The sequence below is a fragment of the Halanaerobium saccharolyticum genome (assembly GCF_003259895.1).
GTDB classification, from domain to species: domain Bacteria; phylum Bacillota; class Halanaerobiia; order Halanaerobiales; family Halanaerobiaceae; genus Halanaerobium; species Halanaerobium saccharolyticum_A.
Genome location: NZ_QLME01000003.1, coordinates 150,609 through 175,832, shown reverse-complemented (window position 1 = coordinate 175,832; position 25,224 = coordinate 150,609). Strand labels below are relative to the sequence as shown.

The window sequence follows — 25,224 nt, the reverse complement described above, 5'->3', positions numbered from 1 at the left end:
AAAACCTCAGCCAATGATTAAAATGGCTGAGGTTTTATCTTAGCTAATATTTATTTTAAAAACACATGATTCCCTATAGTTACAACCTTTTCTCTGCCAGCAAAGAAGGATGGGTTTCTCGATTTAGCCGGATTATAAAAATACAGGCTTCCCTGACTTGGATCCAGACCGCTTACTGCATCATAAGCAGCTTTAAACGAATCACTATCAGGGGAAAGATTAATCATTCCATTTTCCACAGGAGTAAATTGACCTGATTGATAGACAACTTCTCTAATAGAATTGGGAAAAGAAGGATGATAAACTCTGTTAATAATCACAGCTCCCACTGCAACTTTTCCGTCATAACTCTCACCTCTAGCTTCTGCATTGATAATGCTGGCCAGTATTTCTATTTCATCTGCACTAAAGTTTTTATAACTATGAAAGTCATCACTTCTAACAGCTTCATTTTTGTTATCTCCGCCACCGGAAAGAACAACTAACAAAAACATAAGTCCTAATCCGGTATAAATATCTTCCTTTTCAATAGAAGCTGCTTTAAGCTCAGCAGATGGCATAATATAGGGTAAAAATACTGCATTTAATATCATAATTAAAGCTAGAGATATAATTATCTTTTTAAAATGAATCCTCTGCATAAAATTACTCTCCTTAATCAATTAATTATTATAATTTAGCCTGGTATTAAAGTATTAAGGCCAGTAAAGCTAAACCACCAATTATATAGCCTGTGTTTAGAGACGAAGCGCTATCTTCAGCAGTTTCCTCTGCTGCAGCAGTTCTTTCTGCTTCCAATTCTTCAATTCTGTTTTCAAGTTCTTCTATTCTAGTCATATTTACACTCTGATTGTCTTCCAGTTCTTGCAGCTGCTCGCCGGATAAACCTTCCTCCTGAATAGCAGCTAATTCATCTTCCAGACTGGCAATCTGACTGTCAATTTGATTAACACTTTCCTCTAAACTAGATACTTTTTGAACGTCCTCCTGCATCTCTGAAACTCTAACATTAATATTTGCTATATCTTCATCCTGAATCTGGTTAGTATCTTCTAAACTGTTTAATCTTTCTTCAAAGTTTTTCTGTCTCTCAGCAACAGTAACTAGTTCGTCTCTAAATTCTAAAGATAATTCGCGAATAACATCAACATCTTCTTCTGAAAGACTTTGAGATGCTGTCCCTCCAGCAGTAGTATTTTCTAATACATTGGCAATTATTTCTGCCATTTCATATCTAGTCAAAGGTTCTTCACCGTTAAAGTCTTCCCCGGAATATAAACTTAAATATCCTCTTTCTGCTAAAGTCTGCACACTATCATAAGCCCAGTGATCACGAGGTACATCATCAAATTGTTGTGCAAATGCACCCACACTAAAAATTAAGATTAATAATAAAGTTACCGAAAAAATACTTTTATATTTTAACATTTAATTTTCCTCCTCTAAAATATTTCTGATTTTAATTTGAAATGGATTTCCAGGACCATTTACAGCTTCAAGATTGTCAATGCTTATACTGCCTGGACTGTCTTCTTTTAACTTAAAATGAACAGTCGCAATAACACCATTTGCTTTATTAAAAGGAAATTCTTGATTAAATAAAACTTTTCCTATTTCAGAACGATCTGGTCTGTTAAAGGGCAGTAAATTATTATCACCAACAAAGAAATCACCACGAGAGATATGTGTCAACAATAAATTATCACTGTTATAATTAAGCTCAAAGCTAATATTTTCTGCTTCTGCAATATTAGCAGCAACAATATCAACAGAATAATAATTTTCATCTTGCTGACCCTTAGTTTCTCTAAGTAAAATTAATGGTCTTAATTCTGGTAAACTAATTTCTTCGACAATTGTTTTCTGATAGTTATTTAAACCACTTACTTTTAGGGCAAAGGGTAAAGTTCCATCAACTCTTAAAGCTTCTATCGCCCAATTAATATTAATAATTTCTTCCTGTCTTAAAATACCAAGATTCTTTTTGCTTTTTTCACTGCTTGCAGTCACTAATCCAGGTGGTAAAATCAACTCTGCTTCAACACCATATAGAGATGTTTCTCCAGAATTATTAATTTCAGCCTGAATTCTAAATGGATTTGGCTCTAATCTACCGTCAACTGATTCTACTTCTTCCATCAGAGTGATATTAGCATTTAATTCTGGTGGACCTAAAAATTCAACTCTTCTTTCCACCTCATTAGAATCAGTGTTATCTGCATCAACTATAACCCGATAAGTCATCTCTTCTGGAAGATTGTTTCTATTATCAGCTCTTACATTCCAGGTGATTTGAGAGATATCTTCTGGTGCCATATCACCAAGATTTCTGCTGGCTTCTTCAGCACTAAAATTATCAGGCAGCTCAATTTCTATTGATACATTACGAGCATTGATTTCAGAAGTGTTTTCTAAATAAGCAACAACAGGAAAACTTTGATTGTTTTCATCCAAAGTAACTTCAGCCGGTGATGTAACTCCCAGAGATAAAATTCCAGGAACAATTGTAATTCCACCAAGTCCATACTTTGTAATATAAGTTTTGCTTTCTCCTGGTTCAATCATCTCAGGTACCCAGTACATAGCCATGGCGCTGTCAATCTCATATTCACCTTTACGAATAAATTCCTGCCCTGGATTAAAATCAAAATCCCAGACACCATCAGCCAGACTACCCCAGTCAGAAAAATAAACTCTATCTGGTGTACTTACATCAGGGCCAATAAATGACCCCTGAGAGGTAACCTGCGGATTAGAAACACTATCAAAAGCCTGCCAGAAATCATCAAGCTGTTTATTATAATATAACTTATCAGTTGAAATAGTGTCTTCACCTAATCTAAAAGGTGCTCCATCATTTTCTCCAAGCATTGTGTCCAGCATCACTCTCAAGCCTACTTTTTCTTCCTGATCACCCTCATTGATAACTCTATACTGTATTTGAGCACTATCTGCAAGTCCAGTTGTTGAACTTTTTACTATTGACAGAATTTGTTCAACTACAATATTATCAAAACGAGTTTTAGTAATTATTTGATTATCTTCAACAGTGGGTTCCTGAATTACTTCACCATATTTTGCACCATCACCTGCTCTTCTTTCTGTTGTACCACCAAATACATATTTTTCTTCATTAATCCAGAGTGATGTGTATGAAGTCCAGGGATTTGGTCGACCATAGATTAAAGGCTTATTGTCATCATTTTCTCTTGCCGGAGCTCCACCAGTTGTTTCTACAGCAAATCTTCCCTGTGAATTTTCATTTTGATTTACTACAATTACTATATATTCATTTCCAAAACGAAGATTGTTATGCTCATCTTCGTTCTGGAAAAAATTATTCTGAGCTGCTGTCTTGAAACTAAAAACTAAAATTATAAGCAGCGCAATTATAAGAATCTTTCTGTATTTATACATTAATTATCACTCACCTCCAGAAACAAATTCAACTTCGCCAATATCAACCTCTACCTGAGTATTATCAGATTCATCTATAAAATATCTTACTGAGACTGGAATTCTATAAGGCCTCTGATACTCTTTAAATTCCCAACCGTGTTCAAGAGTTAGCTGTGCTACTCTATCCATAGAATCATGTCCAGAAGTTTCTACAATCTGAATATTATTAACAGTACCTCCAGGTGAAATCTGGACTGTCAACCTAACTGTACCTTCAGAACGGCTACCTACTAAATCTTTGGGGAAAGTTGGAGGCTCAATTAAACCAATTAAATCTCCTGAAGTAGGTGGAGGTGGTGGGTTAACTTCTTTTTCCTCCTGTTCAGTTGAACTTTCCTGAGCAGTTTCTTCTGCTGCAGGCTCTTCTATTTCTTCAGTGGATTCCTCTGGTTCTGCTTCTATATTTTCCTCTGTAATTTCTTCATCTGCTTCAGTATTTTCAGCAGTAGGATCAACCTGTTCTGTTTCAACCTCTTCCTCAGAATCAGCTTCCTGAACAACTTCTACCTCACTTTCACTTTCTTCACTTGCCATCAAATCTTCTTCACTTTCCTCTACACTTTCCTCAGGTGTAGGTTCAGGTTCTGGCTCAGGTTCAACTTCAGCTGCTTCCGGATCTGGCTCAGGTTCCAGTTCATGTTTTTCCACTTGTTCTGCTTCTGACTCAATATCCGTATCCATTTCAGTTTCTTCTATATTTTCGCTTTCGGATTCAGTTTCTACCTCAGCTTCCAATTCAGTTTCTTCTTCAACTACTGGCTCCGGCTCCGGTTCCGGTTCAGAAATTTCTTCTTCTGGTTCTGGTTCAGATTCCGGCGCAGGTTCTTCCTCAACTACCTCTTCTTCAATTTCTTCCAGTTCTTCCTCTGCTGGATCTTCAGTTAATTCTGTCTCCTCTTCAACATTTTCCTCTTCTAAAGGAGCAGGCTGATAGTCGACCATCTGCACATAACCGTAATCATTTAATTCGCTCTCACTCTGAGCGCTCCCATGCAGAAAACCAATTGGAAGAAAATAAAGAATTAAAAGATGTAAAATTATTGAGACACTTATATAAAGCAGTAATTTTCTATCATCATTGTTATTAGGCATAAATTCACCATCCCATTAACTACCTTCTTTATCTGCAGCTAGTGCCAGTCGTGTGATACCCACATTACGCATACCATCCATTAAAGATACTACATTTTCATAACGTGTATTCCTATCAGCACTAATCACAATTGTTAAATTTGTATTTTCATTATTCGCCACTTCTGCTTCCGAAATTATTTGATTTAACCCCAAAGATTGATCTTCATAATAATAATTCCCCTCTGAATCAATCTGTACTATAAAATTCTCTGTATTCTGTTCTGTAGCTGTTACTGCCTTTGGTAGCTGCATTTCAATTCCTTCAGGGGTTGTCCTAAATGTTGTAAAAAGCATAAAAAATACTAAAAGAAAAAAGATAACATCAATCATTGGGATTATATTGATAGTACTTTTTTTCTTAAGAGTAGTTTTGAACATCACTGTCACCTCTATTATTGCTGACAACATCGACAATTTCTACCATACTTAAATTCATCTGATGAGCTTTTCTTTCTACTTTATGAGCAAAATATGAATAAAAGATAGCAGTTGGAATAGCAATTATAAGTCCTAAAGCAGTACTAATTAAAGCAGCTGCAATACCAGAACTTATCTGAGCTGGATTTGCTGCCCCTGCAGCAGTACCTAAAATATTAAAACTGCTAATAATTCCCATTACTGTACCTAAAAGACCCAGCAAAGGAGAAATCATCGCTACAACATCTAAAATCGGAAGATGTCTCTCCATTTTTTTTATTTCATCTTCTCCTACAGCCTGTAAAACCTCACGTAAACGTGATGGGTCTTCACTATTGTGAGCTAATGCTGTTGACAAAAGTTTTGCATTTGTACTTTTTTTGCCTTTTAATTCATTTAAAGCACTTAAAATATCCCCTTCTTCAACAAGAATTTCAATTCTCTTAATTAATCTAAAATTGTTATCATTATTTCTGTAAAAGAAAATTGCTTTTTCAATAATTACAGCCAGACTAAATACCGATGCAATTAAAAGTGGTATAGTCATTGGTCCACCCAGTGTCAATAAATTCCAAATACGATTTAAATCCAATCCTATCACTCCTCTTAAATCTAATAATAATTAATATATTCCACGCTAAGTTTTAATTTCAATATAAAGTATAATAATCCTTTAAATTAATCTTTAGTTCTTTTAAAAATTAGCTTAAATAAAGTCCCCTGTTCATTAGTTTCAACTTCAATTTTTCCCTGATGAGCTTCCATTAATTCTTTGGCAACTGCCAGGCCGATACCTGTACCCTTATTTTGAGAATTTCTTGATTTATCTCCTCTATAAAATCTTTCGAAAATAAATGGTAGATCACTGTCATCAATTCCAATTCCACTATCCTGAATATAAACAATTAAATTATTTTTTTCTGCTGAAGCTTTTATTTCAATTTTCCCATTTTGAATATTATATTTGATTGCATTTTCTATAAAGTTGTTAAAAATTTGAAATAAACTATTGGGGTCACCTTGAAGACAAAGCTCTTCTTTAAGCATTAAATTTAGATTTATATTCTTTTCATTTAAATAATTTTGCTGCTGTTTTATTATTTTTTTAATTATTGGAGTTATATTAACCTGTTTTTCCTCTAAATTAAATATTTTATTTTGAGCTTCAGCAAATTCATTTAATTTATCAATCAAAATGGTCATTCTCTGTGTTTCTTCCTGCATTTCAGTCATGCTCTGCTGATTAAGATCTATTTTCCCATCTTCTATTGCTTCCAGATAACCTTTAATGGTTGTCAGTGGTGTCCTTAATTCATGAGCTAGATCAGAAGTTGATTCCTTTCTGATTTTTTCAAGTTTTAATAGTTTTTTACTCATTAAATTAAAGGCATCTACCAGTTCAGATAATTCGTCATCTCCCTTGCTTGCAACATTCTGCTGATAATTACCTTGAGCTACCTCAAGAGCAGCTTTTTTAATTTTGATTAAAGGCATTGTTACTTTCTTAGATAAAATAAATGATAAGATTATAATTATCAAAATTACAACTAAAGCACTAAATATTATTGATTGATAGATATTTCTTTTAAAATAATTATATAAATCTGAATCGAGCTGGTTTTCAGGGTTAATATCTTTCCAGTACAGGGTCAGCAATTTTTGATCATCCACAATAACTTCTTTATAATTTGTCTGTCCCGGAAGATCAGCAGGAAGCTGCCTGATATTCAGATGGCGATTCTGGTTCATTCCCATTCTTCTCATCATCTGGGACATCTGATTATGCTGAGCAGAAAAATAAATAAATTCACCTCTATTATTCTCAACCCAGATTGGAATTCTATTAGTTCTGCTGAAATTATCAACTACAGCCTGAACACTATCAAAATCATTATTTTGCAAGTGTTCACTGAGTACTGCAGCCAGTTCGCTAATATTTTCCTCTCTCTGTAAATTAATAAAATTATCAAATCTTTCTCCAACAGAAAAATTAATAAAGACTCCAACCAACAATAAAGAAAGAATAACAAGTACTAAAAAAATAACAAATAATTTTTTACCCAGTTTAGACATTAAATATCACCTGTAAACTTATATCCTGCTCCATAAACAGTGACTATATACTGATCTTTTTCTAACTGCATCTTTTTGCGTATATTTTTGATATGAACGTCAATGGTTCTATCAAAACCACTGAATTCCAGACCCATGACCTTATCAGCCAGCTGTTCACGGCTTAAAACCTGACCGGCATTATTAATTAACACCATCAGTATTTTAAATTCGGTACTTGTTAACTGACAATCACTATTATCTTTTTTTACTATCATTTCCTCATGATATATTTTGTATTCCCCGTCATTCAGGATTATAATACCTGCTTTTTCTTGATTTCGGCTGCGTCTTAAGATAGCTTTAGTGCGTACCAGTAGTTCCCTCGGACTAAAAGGTTTGGTAAGGTAATCATCTGCACCATAATTAAAACCTTCGATTTTATTTTGTTCACTACTTTTTGCAGTCAGCATAATGATCGGGATTTCAGAGATCTGCCTTATTTTTTGGCAGACTTTTTCCCCACTTATTTCAGGCAACATTAGATCTAGAATAATTAGATCAAAATAACTATCTTTAAAAAGCTCTAAACCTTCCTGTCCATTAACCGCTTCAGAAATTTCGTAATCCTCTTTTAAATAACTTCTAATTATTTTTCTTATTTTTGCTTCATCTTCAACCACTAATATTTTTTCCACTCTGCCACCTCAAAAATATAATCAAAAATTATTAAACAAGGTTACTAAATAGTCCTAACTACATCTATTATATAACTTAACACCTCTATAACACAAGTTAAAATACGATTAAAAATAAAAAAATCTGCCTGCCAGAATGGCAAACAGATAAAATTTCTATCTAGGTTCTACAATCAATTTGATTGCTGTTCTTTCTTCTCCATCAATTTCGATATCTGTGAAAGCAGGAATACAAATTAAATCAATTCCACTCGGAGCTACAAACCCTCTTGCAATAGCTACTGCTTTTACCCCCTGGTTGAGCGCTCCAGCCCCAACAGCCTGAAGTTCTGCATTACCATTTTCCCTAAGAACACCGGCCAGAGCCCCAGCAACTTTGTTAGGACTAGAATTAGATGATACTTTTAATACTTCCATCTTCGTCTATTACCTCCTTGATTGGATAAAATATTATTTCCCTCTATATAATATATTAGCCATAAATGAAATAAATTCCTGCTTTTTTAGAAAAAAATCATAAATTATTTTTTTTTATTACCATGATTTGGTTAACAGAGTTTGTTTTTTCATCTATTTTGATTAAAACAGCTTCAATTTTTACTTCACCAGTTCCTACCTCATATCTCACTGGCAGAGAATTTATCATTTTTTCTATCATTTTATCAGGCTTCATTCCTAAAATAGAATCTACTGCTCCGGTTAAACCAGCATCCGTAATATATCCACTTCCCTCAGGTAAAATTTGAGCGTCGTTTGTCTGTACATGCGTATGGGTCCCTATAACAGCTGTTATCATCCCGTCTACAGCTCTGGCAAATGCCATTTTTTCTCCTGTAGCTTCTGCATGGAAGTCAACCAAAATAATATCTGAGTCTTTAATTTCAGGATATAATTCCATAAACCTGTGATAGGGAGAATCGTAAGCCTGCATATATATCTGACCAATTAAATTTACAATAGTAATTTTTTTAGACTTAAGTTCTAAAGTCTGCCAGCCCCGACCAGGGTTATTTTTGGGAAAGTTTAAAGGCCGAATTAGATTAGGATCATCATCAATAAACTTAAAAATATCCTTATTATCCCAGGTATGATTACCCATTGTAAAAAAGTCTATACCAGAGCCATATAATTCCGCTGCAACTTTTTTAGTTATTCCAAAACCTCCAGCAGAGTTTTCGCCATTTGCAATCACAAAATCAATATCGTGTTCTGACTTTATTTCATCTAAAAAAATTCTAACAGCACGTCTTCCGGCTCTACCGACAATATCTCCAATAAATAAAATGTTCATTATAAATCTCCCCTATAAATTTAACTTTACTTTCCAAATTTATTATATCATAAATTTATTAAAGGCTCCTCAAAAAAGAGGAGCCCATTAATTTCATAATTAATTATTTTTATTTAGCATAATCCACTACTCTGGTTTCACGAATAATAACAACTTTAATCTGTCCAGGGTAATCGAGATTTTTTTCTATTTTCTTAGTAATATCTCTAACCATTTTGGTACTTTCGATGTCATTAATTTTATCAGGCTCAACAATAACTCTGATTTCTCTTCCAGCCTGAATAGCATAAGCTTTTTCTACACCATTAAAAGACTCACCAATATCCTCTAAATCTTCAAGTCTCTTAATATAAGAATCTAATGTTTCTTTTCTAGCTCCTGGTCTTGCTGCTGAAATTGCATCTGCTGCTGCAACTAAAACTGCCTCTACTGATTTAAATTCAACATCACTATGATGAGCTTCAATTGTATGAATTACTTTTTCACTTTCACCATATTTTCTTGCAGTATCAACACCAAGATTAACATGAGTACCTTCCATATCATGATCAATTGCTTTACCAATATCATGAAGAAGACCACCACGTCTTGCAAGAGTAGCGTCAGCACCCAGTTCAGCAGCCATGATGCTTGCTAAATAGGATACTTCAATAGCATGTTGTAATACATTTTGTCCATAACTTGTTCTGAATTTAAGTCTTCCTAATAACTTGATTAATTCAGGGTTTAAACCATGAACTCCTGTATCAAATGTTGCCTGTTCTCCAATTTCTTTAATATGCTGATCCAATTCTTTTTCAGCCTTTTCGACCATTTCTTCAATTCTGGCTGGATGAATTCGACCATCAACAATTAATTTTTCTAAAGCAATCCTCGCAATTTCACGTCTAATTGGATCAAAACCAGAAATAACAACTGCCTCAGGAGTGTCATCAATAATTAAATCGATACCTGTTAGACTCTCCAAAGTTCTGATATTTCTTCCTTCACGTCCGATAATTCTTCCCTTCATATCATCATTTGGAAGATTAACAACAGAAACAGTTGATTCTGTTACATGATCAGCTGCAGATCTCTGGATTGCAAGTGAAATAATTTCTCTAGCTTTTTTCTCAGATTCTTCCTTTGCCTGAGCTTCTTTTTCTTTAATCATCTTTGCATATTCATGATCCAGCTCAGATTCTACCTTATTTAAAAGATAGTCTTTAGCTTCACTTTCTGAGAAACTAGAAATCATTTCTAATTTTTCTTTCTGTTCTTTTTTAATTTCTTCGATTTCCTCTTCAGCTTTTGCTAAATTTTTATCTCGATCTTTAATACTCTGTTCTTTACGATCCAGATTTTCAGCTTTCCGATCCAGATTTTCCTCTTTTTTCATTAATCTATTTTCTAATTTCTGCAGCTCATCTCTTCTTTTCTGACTTTCTTTATTTGCTTCTTCCCGAATCTGATGAGCTTCTTCTTTAGCTTCAAGAATAGTTTCCTTTTTCTTTGCCTTGGCATCTCTTTCTGCATCTTGGAGTATCTTCTCTGCTTCTTCTTCCGCAGACTGCATACGTGCTTTCGCAATATATTTTCGAATTAAATACCCAATTACAATTCCGAGAGGTAGGGCTATTATAAAATATAACATAGCTCCATTAATAATATTCACCTCCTGTCTAATATTCAATTTTTTAATTTTATATTTACATTTACTAATAATATTTTAACTTTTTTCGCACCTTATGTCAAGAAAAGACTATAATTTGGTATAAAAAGGAAAAAGCCCGCTGAAAGCAGGCTTTTATACTTATTTATCTGTTATCTGATAAATCAAATCATAACTAAATCCTTTATTAGCTAAATAGTTTTTTAATTTATAGCTGGAACTGTCTTCTTCAGTCCGTCTGCGCAGCCATTTTCCCATTAAATATTCAGCCATTTCTAGTTCATCCTGCTCACTTAAATACTGATTTAGAGCGCTATTAATGATTTTCTGATTAACACCCTTGTTTTTTAGCTCTTTATATATCAACTTTCTGCCGCGGGGATGATGTTTTTTTCTTGACCTAATCCACATTTCGGCAAATCGCTCTTCATTTAAATAATCATTTTCTAGAAGAAAATCGACTACTGCTTTAATAACTTCCTCAGTAAAATCTTTTTTTCGCAGGCGATCTTCAATTTCTTTAATTGTTCTTTCTCGGTAGCTCAATAATTTAAAAGCTTTATTGCGTGCTTTAGAAAATGCTTCTTTATCTATTTGATCCATTGGGAATTATTCCTCTTCCTTTTCTTTTCCTTCTTCATTCTTATCTTCATTTTCACCATCTATTAAACCAACTTTAACTCTTATTTTTTTATCAATCTCTTCCATAACTTCTGGATTATCACGCAGAAACTCTTTAGAATTTTCTCTACCCTGACCAAGACGAACATCACCATAGGAATACCAGGAACCAGCTCTATCTACAATTCCGGTTTCTTCTCCTAAATCAATTACACATCCGGGCTGTGAGATTCCTGTACCATACATAATATCAAATTGACAATTTCTAAATGGAGCTGCCACCTTATTTTTAACAACTTTTACTTTAGCTGTACTACCGATTAACTTATCTCCATCTTTGATAGTCTGTGATCTTCTCATTTCAATTCTGACAGAAGAATAAAACTTAAGTGCGCGTCCACCAGGAGTTGTTTCTGGATTACCAAACATTACACCAATTTTCTCTCTAATCTGGTTGATGAATACAACTGCTGCCTTAGATTTACTAATTGCTCCAGATAGTTTACGCATTGCCTGAGACATCAGCCTGGCCTGCAGCCCCATATGAGAGTCTCCCATATCCCCTTCTAATTCTGCCTTCGGTACCAGAGCAGCAACAGAGTCAATAACCACCAGGTCAACAGCATTACTGCGGACAAGTGCTTCTCCAATTTCCAAAGCTTCTTCTCCACTGTCAGGCTGTGAAATTAGTAGATTATCAATATTTACACCTAAATTTTTAGCATATTTAGGGTCAAGTGCGTGTTCAGCGTCAATAAAGGCTGCAATACCATCCATTTTTTGAGCCTCTGCTATTATATGGAGGGCCAATGTTGTTTTACCTGATGATTCATTCCCATATAATTCAATAATTCTTCCTTTAGGGATCCCGCCAATACCTAGAGCCAGATCCAGTGGTAAAGCTCCTGTAGGTATAGCTTCCACATTTAATTTCTGTGAATCTCCCAGCCTCATAATTGAACCTTTACCAAATTGTTTTTCAATTCTCTTAACCGCCTTATCAAGTGCTTTTTCTTTATCACTAGTTGCCAAATTTATCTTCCTCCCCAAATATATTTTAACTGCAATTTTTATCTTTAATTATATTATAGAACAGATGTTTAATGATTGCAAGGATTAATTTCTATTTAATGGAAAATAATTCAATATATTCTGGTCCGCTGGCTTTTAATTCACTTTTATAAAGACTGATACTTTCAATTTTCGCATAAATGTTTAAAAAATGTTCTTCCTGAAATTCCTCTTTTATTTTAAAAGCTTCACCTTTATTGCGTCCCAGAGTTAGATGAGGAATATAGTTCTTCTGATCATCTTCAAAATCATATTTAAGCAGTTCATTTACCAGTCTATCATGCAGTTTACACAAACTATCTTTACCCTGCTTAAGTGCAAGATATAGTACTTTAGCCTGATTTAGATGGGGAAAAGCATCAACTCTATCAAATTGTATATATTCATTTTTTTCCTTAAAATTGATATTTTTTAATACTTCAATTATATCTTCTTTTTCCTTAGTTGATGCTTCACCAATAAATTTGAGAGTTAAATGCCACTTTTTCTTTTCTACCCATTTAAACTGATTTTTATATTCTTCTTTTAAAGAATTCAGCTTTCTTTCAATCAAATCTTTACTGCGTAAATTAATATTAACTGCTATAAAAAGTCTCATTTAGAACACCCTTTAATTAATCTATATTCAATTCGTTTTCTACCCTATCTAGAAGTTCTCTTGCCTGCTGATAATTATCATTAATATGCAGAGCTCTTCTCAACTCAGCTCTTGCTGCTTCTAACATGTCTGCCTGATAATAAGCTCTACCTAAATAATAACGGCTTTCTGCATAATCCTGGTTTTTTTCTACTGCCAGTGAAAAACGAGAAATAGCCCGATAATATTCTTCTCTTTCTAAATGAATTCTTCCTTCACCCAGATAAGCTTCTACATAATCAGGATTGTTTTTTAGGGCCTGACTGTAATAATTTAAAGCTTGATTTAAATTACCATTTTCTTTCTCTACATTTGCCAGCAGATAATATCCATAATAAGAATTATCATTAATTTCTACTGCTTTCTCCAGTGCAGTTTGAGCTTGATTATAATTCTCCAGTTCAATATAACTTTCTCCAAGTCCAATATAATAAGGAGCGAAATCTCTTCTTAGCTTTATTCCCTGGTTAAAAACAGAGACTGCTGAATTATAATTATTCAATTCCTGATATAAATTACCAAGGTTTAAATAAAGTGAAGATTGTGATCCATTTAAGTCCAGAGCAGATTCGTAATATTCTACTGCCTGATTTAATTCTTCCTGTCTTTCTTTAATTTTAGCCAGATTTAAGTAATCAGCTGCAGTGGCCTCTGTCTCAATTATTTCTAAATATAATTCTTCTGCCTGTTCTAATTCTTGATTTTCCAAATAACCATAAGCAAGATCTCTTCTAAAATTTATTTTGTTTAACCCGAGTTCTTCTGCTTTCTGTAAATATATTAGAGCTTCTTCAAAATCGGCACTATCAAATTGATTATTTTTATTTAAATACAGTTCTGCAATTTGCCAGTTTAAATTTCCACTCTGAAAACCTAAGTCATTCATCCTTTCTAAGTAGTCTACTGCTTTAACAGTTTGATATCTCTTAACAGCCGTCATCGTTGAATAATAGAGAACACTAAATTCCATTCCTTCATCCAATTCTTCATTCTCCAGTAGTTTGTTAAATTTTTCTTCAGCCAGGGCAAAATTCCCGGAATTATAATCATTTAAAGCTTCAGAAAAAATGTCACCAGTTGTTTGTGTTTGTTCTTCTTCTGCGACATTTTCTTCCTGAGCCAGAGCAAAACTTGAAACTGAAAACAATAAAGAAATAATAATAATTAGATAAACCATTTTTTTAAGCATTTTAATTTTCCTCGCTTTCCTTTATTAACTTATAAATTTCAAATAACACAATCTGTGAAGCAAAATAACGGTTCATTTTCCGACCATAATTTTTTTGCAACTTTAAAATTTTAATCTTTTCTTTATAAGCTATAGCAACAAACATTGTACCTGCACTTTTGCCATTATGAGCAGCTGGACCTGCAGCTCCAGTAGCTGCAGCAGCAATTTCTGAATCAAAAATTCTTGCAGCATTTTCAACCATTGCTTTAGCACACTCCCGACTCACAACTCCATATCTCTCCAGAAGCTCAGATTCAATTTCTAATATTTCTTTTTTTATTTTTTCATTATAGGCAACTATAGATCCCAAAAAATATTGGGAGCTCCCTGCTCTGGAAGTCAGCCTTTCCGCAATTAGCCCTCCTGTAAATGATTCAGCTGTAGCTATACTTAATTTTTTAGAAATTAACAGGTTGTGAACCTTATCTAATATATCCTCTTGATCTTCTCCATAAATGAAATCACTAAATTGTCTTTTTATTTTTTCCGCTGCTGTTTTTATAATTTTATGTTTTTCTGCAGCAGCTAATTGACTGTTCTGATCAATTTTAAGCCTCAATTTTACTTCGGCTCGACCAGCCTGATAACTAATCTTAAGAGCAGGATCTAATTTTAAATTATCAACTTCTGAAGCCAGGGTTGACTCACCAATTCCTATAAAATTGAATTCTTTAATAAATAATTTGTTTTTACTTTTCTTTTTAAGTTCTTTTAATATTTTATTTTTAAATAAATACTTTAATTCAGAAGGAACTCCAGGTAATAAATAAAAAGTTTTATTTTCTTTCTCCACTTTCAAAGCTGGCGCTGTTCCTTTATCATTATTGATAATTTCTGCTCCCGCAGGAATATATGCCTGAGATAAATTATTGGAAGTCATCTCTGAGCTGTGATTACAGAATATATTTTTTAATTTTTTCTCAATTTTTTTAGAATAAATCAGATTCAAATCCAGTACTTCCGCAAATGCTTCTTTAGTCTGATCATCTTTAGTTGGGCCCAGTCCTCCTGTTATAAAAATTAAATCTGCACTCCGGGAAGCAGTAAAAATCGTTTTTTTAATATTTTCTTTTTCATCTCCACAAATAAAAATGTTTTCAGGCTCAAAACCCAAATTAGCCAGATTCTCAGCTAAAAATTTAGAGTTGCTGTCCTGTACAAGTCCACTAATCAATTCAGATCCAGTTGCTATTATGGCTGTCTTCAATATCTATCCACCTCAAATTTAGTATATCATTTTAAAATAAAAAAATCGACCTATTTAAGGCCGATTGAATTAAAATCTGATTAGAATCATTAAATCAAAGTTATTAATATTTTTAAAATGATTAAAGATGTTAGTCCAGCCAGGATATCATCCATCATAACTCCCCAGCCTGATGGTAAATTCTGTACTTTATCAATCAGCCAGGGTTTTGTGATATCAAATAACCTGAATAAAATAAAACCACCAACTAAAACAGGTAAAGTTGTGGGGAGAGTATAAAATGTAAGCAGCTGTCCTGCCATCTCATCAATTACTATTCTTCCGTCATCTTTGATCCCAGTCTGTCTTTCTTCAAAATTAGCAACTGCAACTCCACCAATAGTGAGAGCTGACAGCAGATATATATTATTCAGTAAAGGAAAAAAGAAGATAAGTAAGACCATTAATAAAGAACCCCAGGTCCCAGGAGCAGCCGGAAGATGACCGCTGTAAAAACCTGTTGCTAAAAAATGATTTATTTTATTAAGCATAACTCTTTCCTCCTGTATTTAGCTTAAGAATAATCGACTTCTGCTCCAGCAAAATAAGTATAGCCGGAATAAATAGTAATAATTACAGTTAACCAGATTAAAGTTTCTGTTAAAAGCACCGGCAGTTCGAAAATTAGTGGATTTATAATTAAAACAACTGCTGTTATCATCTGAATAGTAGTTTTAGTTTTGCCCCAGATATTAGCAGGGATTACTGAACCCTGATCAGCTGCAACTACTCTTAAGCCTGTAACCGCAAGCTCTCTTGCCACAATAATTAATAAAGGCCAGGTAGAAAGAGCACCAATTTCTACAAAAGCAGTAAAAACACCAATAATTAATAATTTATCTGCCAGCGGGTCAAGAATTTTACCCAGCGTAGTAATTAAATTATATTTTCGGGCATAATAACCATCATATTTATCAGTTAAGGCAGCTAAAACAAAAACCACAAGAGCGGCAATACTGGTAGTTAAAGAATTAATTAAAAGTAAATAAATAATAATTGGAACCAGTAAAATTCTGAGTACTGATAGTTTATTTGGTAGATTCATCCTCAATCTCTCCTATTAAATCATAATGGAAGGCTTCTTTTATTACAGCCTGGTAAATTTCTCCTATTTCAAGATTGTGATCTTCAATTGGGAGATAAATCTGATTATCAATTTCCGGTGAATCATAACGAGATCTTGCCAGATAATTTTCCTGATCCTGATCTTCAATTATTACCTCAATCGTACGCCCCACTAACTCTTTATTTTTGGCCAGAGAAATTTCCTGCTGCAGCTGCATAATTTCTTCTTTTCTTTCTGATTTAATCTCTTCAGGGACTCTCTGATCTAAATTATAGGCTGCAGTTCCTTCTTCTCTGGAAAATTCAAAAACACCCAGTCTGTCAAATTCATATTTTTTAACAAATTCTTTTAAATTATTAAAGTCCTGCTCATTTTCTCCCGGAAAACCTGTGATTAGAGAAGTTCTTATTTTTGCATCAGGAATTTTTTTTCTTATCTTATTAATAATATTAGCGATATCTTCTTCATTTCCTTTGCGATTCATTAACTTTCTTATCTTTGCAGAAGAATGCTGAATTGGTAGATCGAAATAATTACAGACTTTTTCCTCTTCCGCAAAAACCTCAATTATTTCATCACTTATAAATTCTGGATAGCTGTATAAAACTCTAATCCACCTAATTCCCTCTACTTCTGCCAAATTTCTTAAAAGTGGAGCCAGGGCAGAACGTCCATAAATATCAACCCCATATTGAGTTGTATCCTGTGCAATAATTATTAACTCCTTAATTCCACTCTCAGCAATTCTTTTAGCTTCTGCTGCAATATCAGCAATTGATCTACTTTTAACTGTACCTCTAATCTGCGGAATGCTGCAGTAAGTACAATTATTATTACAGCCTTCGGCAATCTTTAAATAAGCATAAACATCATTATCTAATTCACGGGGTAGAGAAGAACTATAATCAAAACCTGCTTCTTCTACTCCACCTGTTTCTTTACCTTCCAGACTCTCTCTTATAACTTCGGCAATTTTATCAAAGTTTGAAGTACCAAGCACTGCATCAATCTCCGGAATATCTGCTTCTAATTCCTCACTATAGCGCTGTGTTAAACAGCCAGTAACAATTACCGATTTACAATTATACTGCTTTTTATATTCAAGGGCTGCCAAAATTGTCTCAATCGACTCTTCCTTTGCATCCTGAATAAAACCACAGGTATTAATAATAATTACTTCTGCTTTCTCAAAGCTATCTGTATATTGAAATTCTTTTTCTCCTCTTAAAAAACCATTCATATGCTGACTGTCAACTTCATTTTTAGGACAGCCCAGGGTCATTAAAGAATATCTTATCATTTTTACTCCTTTATAGTGTCATAATTTAAAAATAAAATTATATAATTCCAAATTTTAAGTCTCTATAACTACAAAAAAGCCCGAAAAAGGGCCTGATAACTAAAATGGTCGGGCTATCCGGATTTGAACCGGAGACCTCTACACCCCCAGTGTAGCGCGCTACCAAGCTGCGCCATAGCCCGTTGTCAACAAGAAATATTATATATAAATTAAGTCTTTTTGTCAAATTAATTCTGCTTATTTATTTTATATAGTCCAATTTTTTTAAATATTCCATTGTCTGATCAGGATAATCTGTAACTACAAATACTTCCTGTAAAGATGAACTATTTTTTGCAATTAATTTTATACCACTTCTAGTATTATATTTAAGCTGAATATAGGCAGGGGTGCCACTTCCCTTCCTTCTATTAATTCGGCCCGGAATAATGCTTTTAACAAGCTTAGAAAGCGCTATCTCTTCCAGCAGGGGTAATATATCTTCAATTATTGTATGCTCTTGTTTAACTTTATTGTGCCTGTATTTATTTGCCATTTAGATCACTTCCTCAATTAATTGTAACATTGATAGATTACTGCTGCAAATTAGTGGCTGGACTAGTTAGTTATAATCAATTAAATAAATAAGTATAAAAAAAAGAAAGTCGAAATCGACTTTCTAATAAATTCAATGGAGCTGATGACCAGACTTGAACTGGTAACCTGCTCATTACAAGTGAGCTGCTCTACCAATTGAGCTACATCAGCGTATATTAGATTAAAATGGCAGGGGAGACAGGAATTGAACCTGCAACCAATGGATTTGGAGTCCACTACTCTGCCAGTTGAGCTACTCCCCTATAAAAATGGAGCTGATGACCAGACTTGAACTGGTAACCTGCTCATTACAAGTGAGCTGCTCTACCAATTGAGCTACATCAGCATCTATTAAATTAAAATGGCAGGGGAGACAGGAATTGAACCTGCAACCAATGGATTTGGAGTCCACTACTCTGCCAGTTGAGCTACTCCCCTAAGAAGAAGCCTTTTTCAATCAAGCAATAACTATTATAATAGAGTTAGAGAGTTAGGTCAAGTCCTATTATTATAATTATTCTACTTTAGCTCTATTTAATCCTATATTTCTCAAAAATACTTGGATATCCCCTTATTTACAGCAAATATGAACAGGAATTTTATTGAAAATATTCTAAATATTCCAGCTGTCAATCTTATCAATAGAAACTGTATTATATTACTAAATTCTTTTTTTAATAGCCAGTACCTGTGGAGGCGTTCCGGGTTGATTTAAAAACTCATAATTTAATACATTAAACTTTTTATAATCTAAGGCTGAAGCGAAATCCAGAAGTTCATTTTTTTCTTCCTCTCCTCCAGAATGACCGCTGTAAATAACTAATATCACAATACCATTTTTCTTGAGCAGTTCTATTGATTTTTTTAAAGCACTAATAGTGCTCTCACTCCTGGTTATAATTTCTTTATTACCGCCTGGCAAATAGCCAAGATTGAAAATTGCAGCTGATATTTTTTGAGTTAAATATTGATCTATTTTAGCATGACTGTCCAAAATTAATTCAGCCCGGGCAGATAACTCATTCATTTTTAGTAGTTCTCTGGTCTGATCAATAGCTTTTTCCTGGATATCAAATGCAAAAACTTTACCATCAGCACCCACAAGCTCTGCTAAATATTTAGTATCATGACCATTTCCAGCTGTAGCATCGATAACTAAGTCACCAGCCTCAACATTTTCTTTTAATAATAAATGTGAAAACTCAACCGCATTTAAAAAATCTTTTTGCATAAATAATCACTCTTTCCTGGCCTGATATATATTCAATTCAAGCTTTAAAATTAAGAAAAAACGAAAAAAATATAGCATTTAATACTTAATTTAATTTAAAGGTGAATAATCACCATTAGAATAAATTGACCATCAGCTGCTGTTAATATATACTGTTAATTGTGCTTGTAAAAAAGCTATCTGCCCTCATCGTCTAGGGGTCCAGGACACTAGGTTTTCATCCTAGCGGCAGGGGTTCGAATCCCCTTGAGGGTACCATTTTTAAGAAGTAAGATGTCAGAAGCAAGATAAAGAATTAAGATTTATCCTATCTCCGACTTCCTAACTCTTATTTCTAAATATGGAGGGGTGCCCGAGTGGTTAAAGGGAGCAGACTGTAAATCTGCCGGCGATGCCTACAAAGGTTCAAATCCTTTCCCCTCCACCATTATGAATATTTAAAACACCCGTTTTTTAACGGGTGTTTTTTTTATTATTATTGAATAAAACTGCTCTTTAAAATAATAAACTAATCTCTAAGATTGTTAATTATAATTTCTTCACCTTCATTTAAAAACTCAACTTCTGCTATCTCTCCATCTCCAGCCCAGGGTCCATAGCTTTCTCCAGCCATTTCAGCTGTTATAGCACTTCCATTACCAATTTTGATATATAATCTATCCTCTAATTCAAAGCTCTGCTGATCTCCAGCTTCTAAAATCCCACTAAAAGAATTTTCTCCATCAAGCTCCACAGTTATCCAGACAGTATCACTTGCAGAAATCTCTATATTATTATCTAGAACCACTTCTTCTTGATTTGCTGATTCTTCTTCATCAGCCTCAGTTGCTGAACTGCCTTCTCCATTTACTGAATTAGCAGCCTCGGCTGATGATTGATCTCTGGACTGAATGTTATCATCATTTATTTGAGAATTGTCAGATTGAGCAGAATCCTGCCCTTCAACAGCTGCAGTTTCTTGATCATTAGTTCCCTGGTCATTATCTTCAGTTTCCTGCTGATTATTAAACTCCTCTGAAATAATTATTTCGCTAATCTGATTTTGCTCCTGAGAATCAAGGGCTTCAGGTTCATCAAAATTATTCTGATCAATAATTTCTGTATTTTCTTCTGTAAGCACATCTGAATCAAAAGAATCTAGCAAATTATCACTTTCATTCTCAGATAAATTTAAATCATTATCAGAAATATTTAATGAATTAACAGCACCATTTTCTTCTGCTGCTGGAGTTTCTTCCTCATTTTCAGGAATAGTTTCCAGATCCTCATTTTCTTCAATTTCTAGAAGTTGTGATTCTTCTTCAATATTTTCACTGCTCTGCTGATTTAATAATCGAATCTCTGAATTATTAAAATACTGAAAAGTATAAACAGCGGCTGCTCCCAAAAATAGTATTAATAATATAATAAAAATAATTTTAAAAGGCTTTTTACGGTCATTATTATTTGAACCAGAAGGTACTTTAGTTCCATTTAAATAATCTTTTTGTAAATTACTTTCTTTTTCCTCTTTTATGTTTAATATTTCGTATTTTTTAAGTAAGTCCTGATAATTTAAGCCAACTTCTCTAGCATAGCCCTTAATAAAAACTTTTAAATATACTCTTCCAGGTAGAACATCAAAGTTATTCTCTTCTATTGCTTCTAAATATTTTTTTCGGATTTTTGTTTCTTCCTGTATATCATCAAGGTTTAAGCCCTTTTCTTCTCTTGCCTTTTTAAGCAGTGAACCAAGTTCAAGTTCCATTTCTTCCAATTTATTGTCCCCCTTTAATGGCACAGTAAAATTTATATAAAGATCTCTCATAATTTCAAGCTTATAAAATCACTAATTCTTATTATAACACACTTTTATGATTTATTTAATTGTTTTAGGACATTTTTTTGTTTTTATTAAAATAATTCAAAGTTACTTATAAATTTCAGCTAAAAAATTAAGGACAGCATATATATGCTGTCCTTAATTAAATCAATATTAGATTAAATATTTTTTATTTCTCACCTTTATAATATGGCTCACCTGAAGCTGCCGGTGGGGTTGATTTGCCGAAGAAGCCAGCCAATACAACTAAAGTAAGCACATATGGTATTGCACTAATTAGCTCTGAAGGTATAAAAGGAAAATCTACCCGAACTGCAATTGCTTCTGCAAAACCAAATAACATTGCAGCTCCAAACGCACCAAAAGGATGCCATTTACCAAAAATCATAGCTGCCAGCGCAATAAATCCCCGTCCAGCAGACATTTCTCTAACAAAAGCACTACCATCACCGATTGATAAATGTGCTCCTGCTAATCCAGCCAGAACACCACTAATTAAAACACTGACAAATCTCCATCTATTAACGTTGATACCTAAAGTATCCGCTGCTGCTGGATGTTCACCAATTGATCTAATTCTTAGACCCCAGTGGGTTTTAAAGAAAATAAACCAGACAACAGGGACTAAGATTAAAGCAATATAGGTAATAGGATTAAATCTAACACCTAAGACTCTAAATGCGGGTAATCTATTTACAATTGGTGAAGTTCCTTTTACACCAAATAATACCTGCAGCAAAAAAATCGTAATACCTGAAGCAAAAATGTTAATACCGGTCGCAACAACAATTTGATTAGCCTTAAAGGTTACACAAACAAGTGCTAAAATCGCCGCAAATGAAAGGCCAGCAATCATTGAATATAAAACACCAATCCAGGGATTACCTGTGCTGGCACTACCATAAACTGCTGCAAAAGCACCAATAAGCATCATACCTTCTAAAGCAATATTAACTACACCAGATCTCTCAGAAAAAATACCTCCTAAAGCTGCTAAAATTAAAGGAGTAGCAAAACGAAAACTGGCAAGAATTAAAGATAAAGAAAATATTTGTCTCAAAATATCCATTATTCAACCCCTCCTTTTGCTTTTCTTTTGGCAAGATATACTTTAAAGACCTGGAGGGCTGCAACAAAGAAAATTACTAAAGCCTGAATTAACATTACGATTTCAGACGGAATACCTGAAAACTGCATTTCCAGACCACCCTGTGCTAGAGCTCCAAATAAAAGACCACCTAAAATAACTCCAATTGGATGAGTCTGGCCAATCAAAGCAACCGCAATTCCGGTAAAACCGTATCCAGCATCCATACCATTAATAAAACTTAAATGGGTTCCTAAAACTTCACCAACTCCAGCCAGACCTGCAACAGCACCACTAATAAACATAGCTGTTATAATACCCTTACTGGCATTAATACCACCATATTCTGCGCCATCTGGATTAAATCCAACAGCTCTCATTTCATAACCAAGTGTTGTTTTAAATAATAAATACCATAAAATAACAGCTGCTATAAGAGCTAGAAAAAAGTTTATATGAAGTCTGATTGCTGGCTGAGCAAATAACTCAGCAAAAGGAAGATTAGATAATAGCGGGTAATCCATAATATTTTTAAAGTTAAACATCGATGCAGATTCCATTATTTTTGGAGTAGCAGGACGCCCTGTATCTCTAAAGATGTTAATACCATAATTGATAGTCAGGGCAATAGCAATATGGTTTAACATGATAGTTGCAATAACTTCATGTACATCCATTTTAGCCTTTAATAAACCAGGTAAACCTCCCCAGAGTCCACCAACAAACATTCCTGCTATAATAGCAAAAGGCAGATGGATAAATGTGGGTAAAGAAGTGAAATAAAAACCGACAACTCCTGCCGTAAATCCTCCCATTAAAAGCTGTCCTTCTGCTCCAATATTAAATAAGCCTGCTCTAAAAGGTAGAGCTACAGCCAATCCAGTTAAAATTAATGGGGTCGAGCGCCATAATGTGTTTGCTATCGCTCTAAAACTTCCAAAGGCACCTATATATAAAGCAGAATAGGCGTCTATCGGTGATTTATCAGTTAAATAAATAAATAATGTACCTACAATTAATGCAACAATTATTGATAATAAAGATAATCCCAAATCAATTAATATAGATCTTATTTTGTTTGAATATTTATTCAATGATCTCACCTCCTGTTTCAGCTTTAGAACCTGTCATTAATTTACCAAGTTCTCTTTCATCAGTTTCTGAAGCATTCAAAATATCGACAATTTTCCCTTCAAAAATAACTGCAATTCTATCACTCAAAGATAATACCTCACTTAGTTCTGCAGAAACAAGTAATACTCCTGCTCCTTCATCTCTTCTGTCAATAATCTGTTTATGGATAAATTCAATAGACCCAACATCTACTCCACGAGTAGGTTGAGAAGCAATTAAAAATTCAGGATCATGAGAAAATTCTCTGGCAACAATAAGTTTCTGCTGATTACCACCCGATAAATTTTTAGCCTGTGCTTCCATACCACCACCGCGAACATCATACTTTTCTATTAAATCCTGTGTATACTGTGCTATATTATCATACTTCATAATTCCATTTTTAGAAAATGGTTCTAAATCATGATATCCTAGAATAATATTTTCCTTAAGGTCAAAATCCATAATTAGACCTCGTCTTTGCCTATCCTCTGGTATGTGAGCTACTTTTTCTCTTTTAATCTGTCGGGCATTATAATTACTGACATTCTTATCTCTAAGTTTGATTTTTCCACTTTCAATATCGCGAAGACCAGTTATAGCTTCAATAAGTTCAGATTGACCATTACCTTCTACACCGGCAATACCAAGAATTTCTCCTTTTCTAACTGATAATGATATATCTTTTACTGCCGGAATACCGCGATTATCTTTAACTTTTAAATTTTCAACGCTAAATATTTCTGAGCCAGGTTTAGCTTCAGTTTTTTCTACCTCTAATAAAACCTGCCTACCGACCATTAACTCAGCTACATCTTCCTCACTAACATCTTCTGTTTTTACAGTATCAATACTTTTACCTGAACGTAAAACTGTAATTCTATCAGAAATTTCTTTAACCTCTTTAAGTTTATGAGTAATAAAAATTATAGTTTTACCCTGTTCTTTTAAAGACCTAAATATTTCAAATAATTCATCAATCTCCTGGGGAGTTAAAACAGCAGTTGGTTCATCAAAAATTAAAAGTTCTGCACCTCTATATAAAGTTTTAATAATTTCAACTCGCTGCTGCATCCCAACAGAAATATCCTGTATTTTTGCGCCAGGATCCACAAAAAGTCCATATTTATCAGAAATTTCTTCAACTTCTCTTTTCGCTGTTTTTTGATCTAACATCAGACCACTACGCGGTTCGCTACCAAGAATAATATTCTCAGTCACAGTTAAGGGATCTACTAACATAAAATGCTGATGCACCATTCCAATCCCTAAATCAATTGCATCCTGAGGCCCATTTAAATTTACTTTTTCCCCTTCATAAAACACCTGACCACCATCGGGATCATAAAGTCCATATAAAACATTCATTAAAGTTGTTTTTCCTGCACCATTTTCTCCAACAAGAGCATGGATTTCACCCTCTTCAATTGATAAATTAACATTATCATTTGCTTTTACACCTGGAAATATTTTAGTTATATTCTGCATATCTAAAATATAATTATCTTCCCTGGGCATGAT

At 33.7% G+C, this 25,224-nt stretch carries 25 protein-coding genes and 7 tRNA genes; 2 read left to right on the top strand and 30 right to left on the bottom strand.

The annotated features are described in order from the left end of the window. Positions 1-50 precede the first annotated feature (50 nt). From C7958_RS03810 to C7958_RS03685, 26 genes are all read right to left on the bottom strand, one after another. Positions 51-641, bottom strand: a complete 591-nt coding sequence (locus C7958_RS03810; protein WP_111571343.1) for a cell wall hydrolase — start codon at positions 639-641, stop codon at positions 51-53. A gap of 46 nt (positions 642-687) precedes the next feature. Beyond that, positions 688-1,428: an S-layer homology domain-containing protein gene (locus tag C7958_RS03805; protein ID WP_111571342.1), complete on the bottom strand. Its 741-nt coding sequence runs from the start codon at positions 1,426-1,428 to the stop codon at positions 688-690. After that, the gene (locus C7958_RS03800) at positions 1,429-3,417 is read right to left on the bottom strand and encodes a hypothetical protein (protein ID WP_111571341.1); all 1,989 of its coding nucleotides are present in this window, start codon (positions 3,415-3,417) and stop codon (positions 1,429-1,431) included. 6 nt (positions 3,418-3,423) lie between these two features. After that, the gene (locus tag C7958_RS03795) at positions 3,424-4,551 is read right to left on the bottom strand and encodes a TonB family protein (protein ID WP_111571340.1); all 1,128 of its coding nucleotides are present in this window, start codon (positions 4,549-4,551) and stop codon (positions 3,424-3,426) included. A 15-nt stretch (positions 4,552-4,566) separates the two neighbouring features. After that, positions 4,567-4,971, bottom strand: coding sequence for an ExbD/TolR family protein (locus C7958_RS03790; protein ID WP_111571339.1), 405 nt, complete (start codon positions 4,969-4,971; stop codon positions 4,567-4,569). Beyond that, positions 4,952-5,611, bottom strand: a complete 660-nt coding sequence (locus C7958_RS03785) for a MotA/TolQ/ExbB proton channel family protein (RefSeq protein WP_243834232.1) — start codon at positions 5,609-5,611, stop codon at positions 4,952-4,954. Before C7958_RS03785 ends, C7958_RS03790 begins: the two co-directional genes overlap by 20 nt. A 77-nt stretch (positions 5,612-5,688) precedes the next feature. Then, on the bottom strand, positions 5,689-7,083 hold the full coding sequence (locus tag C7958_RS03780; RefSeq protein ID WP_111571337.1) for a HAMP domain-containing sensor histidine kinase: 1,395 nt from the start codon (positions 7,081-7,083) through the stop codon (positions 5,689-5,691). After that, positions 7,083-7,760: a response regulator transcription factor gene (locus C7958_RS03775; protein ID WP_111571336.1), complete on the bottom strand. Its 678-nt coding sequence runs from the start codon at positions 7,758-7,760 to the stop codon at positions 7,083-7,085. Before C7958_RS03775 ends, C7958_RS03780 begins: the two co-directional genes overlap by 1 nt. 156 nt (positions 7,761-7,916) lie before the next feature. Beyond that, on the bottom strand, positions 7,917-8,177 hold the full coding sequence (locus C7958_RS03770) for a stage V sporulation protein S (RefSeq protein ID WP_111571335.1): 261 nt from the start codon (positions 8,175-8,177) through the stop codon (positions 7,917-7,919). Positions 8,178-8,274: 97 nt separating this feature from the next. After that, a complete protein-coding gene (locus C7958_RS03765; protein WP_111571334.1) occupies positions 8,275-9,051 on the bottom strand; it encodes a TIGR00282 family metallophosphoesterase in 777 nt (258 codons plus the stop codon). 109 nt (positions 9,052-9,160) lie between these two features. Next, positions 9,161-10,684 carry a ribonuclease Y gene (rny, locus tag C7958_RS03760; protein ID WP_111571333.1) on the bottom strand — a complete coding sequence of 508 codons (1,524 nt, stop codon included), beginning with the start codon at positions 10,682-10,684 and terminating at the stop codon, positions 9,161-9,163. A 159-nt stretch (positions 10,685-10,843) separates the two neighbouring features. Next, positions 10,844-11,305, bottom strand: a complete 462-nt coding sequence (locus C7958_RS03755) for a regulatory protein RecX (protein ID WP_111571332.1) — start codon at positions 11,303-11,305, stop codon at positions 10,844-10,846. Positions 11,306-11,311: 6 nt separating this feature from the next. Beyond that, entirely contained in the window at positions 11,312-12,355 is a 1,044-nt protein-coding gene (gene recA, locus C7958_RS03750) for a recombinase RecA (protein ID WP_111571331.1), read from the bottom strand. A gap of 91 nt (positions 12,356-12,446) precedes the next feature. Then, positions 12,447-12,992, bottom strand: coding sequence for an RNA 2',3'-cyclic phosphodiesterase (gene thpR, locus C7958_RS03745; protein WP_111571330.1), 546 nt, complete (start codon positions 12,990-12,992; stop codon positions 12,447-12,449). Positions 12,993-13,008: 16 nt separating this feature from the next. After that, on the bottom strand, positions 13,009-14,220 hold the full coding sequence (locus C7958_RS03740) for a tetratricopeptide repeat protein (RefSeq protein ID WP_111571329.1): 1,212 nt from the start codon (positions 14,218-14,220) through the stop codon (positions 13,009-13,011). A gap of 1 nt (position 14,221) precedes the next feature. After that, entirely contained in the window at positions 14,222-15,469 is a 1,248-nt protein-coding gene (locus C7958_RS03735; protein WP_111571328.1) for a competence/damage-inducible protein A, read from the bottom strand. 89 nt (positions 15,470-15,558) lie between these two features. Beyond that, entirely contained in the window at positions 15,559-15,999 is a 441-nt protein-coding gene (locus C7958_RS03730; protein ID WP_111571327.1) for a phosphatidylglycerophosphatase A family protein, read from the bottom strand. A 23-nt stretch (positions 16,000-16,022) separates the two neighbouring features. Beyond that, positions 16,023-16,553 (bottom strand): CDP-diacylglycerol--glycerol-3-phosphate 3-phosphatidyltransferase, encoded by a 531-nt coding sequence (pgsA, locus tag C7958_RS03725; RefSeq protein WP_111571326.1) that lies wholly within the window; start codon positions 16,551-16,553, stop codon positions 16,023-16,025. Continuing rightward, on the bottom strand, positions 16,537-17,874 hold the full coding sequence (rimO, locus tag C7958_RS03720; protein WP_111571325.1) for a 30S ribosomal protein S12 methylthiotransferase RimO: 1,338 nt from the start codon (positions 17,872-17,874) through the stop codon (positions 16,537-16,539). Before rimO ends, pgsA begins: the two co-directional genes overlap by 17 nt. Positions 17,875-17,979: 105 nt before the next feature. Continuing rightward, positions 17,980-18,056 (bottom strand) — tRNA-Pro (locus tag C7958_RS03715). A 59-nt stretch (positions 18,057-18,115) separates the two neighbouring features. Next, complete coding sequence (locus C7958_RS03710; protein WP_111571324.1) at positions 18,116-18,409, bottom strand: DUF2103 domain-containing protein; 294 nt, start codon at positions 18,407-18,409, stop codon at positions 18,116-18,118. A 136-nt stretch (positions 18,410-18,545) separates the two neighbouring features. Continuing rightward, a tRNA-Thr gene (locus C7958_RS03705) sits at positions 18,546-18,621 on the bottom strand. A gap of 16 nt (positions 18,622-18,637) precedes the next feature. Then, positions 18,638-18,713: transfer RNA gene (locus tag C7958_RS03700), tRNA-Trp, on the bottom strand. Positions 18,714-18,720: 7 nt separating this feature from the next. Beyond that, positions 18,721-18,796 (bottom strand) — tRNA-Thr (locus C7958_RS03695). A gap of 16 nt (positions 18,797-18,812) precedes the next feature. Then, positions 18,813-18,888, bottom strand: a tRNA-Trp gene (locus C7958_RS03690). Positions 18,889-19,111: 223 nt separating this feature from the next. Next, positions 19,112-19,681: a class I SAM-dependent methyltransferase gene (locus C7958_RS03685; protein ID WP_111571323.1), complete on the bottom strand. Its 570-nt coding sequence runs from the start codon at positions 19,679-19,681 to the stop codon at positions 19,112-19,114. A gap of 182 nt (positions 19,682-19,863) precedes the next feature. On the opposite strand from C7958_RS03685, the gene C7958_RS03680 reads away from it, so the two are divergent. Further along, a tRNA-Glu gene (locus tag C7958_RS03680) sits at positions 19,864-19,939 on the top strand. Positions 19,940-20,023: 84 nt separating this feature from the next. Further along, a tRNA-Tyr gene (locus C7958_RS03675) sits at positions 20,024-20,108 on the top strand. 81 nt (positions 20,109-20,189) lie between these two features. On the opposite strand, the gene C7958_RS03670 is transcribed toward C7958_RS03675, so the two are convergent. The 4 genes from C7958_RS03670 to C7958_RS03655 all read right to left on the bottom strand — a co-directional run bounded on the left by C7958_RS03670 (position 20,190) and on the right by C7958_RS03655 (position 25,221). Further along, a complete protein-coding gene (locus C7958_RS03670) occupies positions 20,190-21,428 on the bottom strand; it encodes a helix-turn-helix domain-containing protein (protein ID WP_243834236.1) in 1,239 nt (412 codons plus the stop codon). Between the two features lie 244 nt (positions 21,429-21,672). Next, complete coding sequence (locus C7958_RS03665; protein WP_111571321.1) at positions 21,673-22,572, bottom strand: ABC transporter permease; 900 nt, start codon at positions 22,570-22,572, stop codon at positions 21,673-21,675. Further along, entirely contained in the window at positions 22,572-23,693 is a 1,122-nt protein-coding gene (locus tag C7958_RS03660; protein ID WP_243834231.1) for an ABC transporter permease, read from the bottom strand. The genes C7958_RS03665 and C7958_RS03660 overlap by 1 nt, the downstream gene beginning before the upstream one ends. Beyond that, complete coding sequence (locus C7958_RS03655) at positions 23,677-25,221, bottom strand: ABC transporter ATP-binding protein (RefSeq protein WP_111571319.1); 1,545 nt, start codon at positions 25,219-25,221, stop codon at positions 23,677-23,679. Before C7958_RS03655 ends, C7958_RS03660 begins: the two co-directional genes overlap by 17 nt. Positions 25,222-25,224 lie beyond the last annotated feature (3 nt).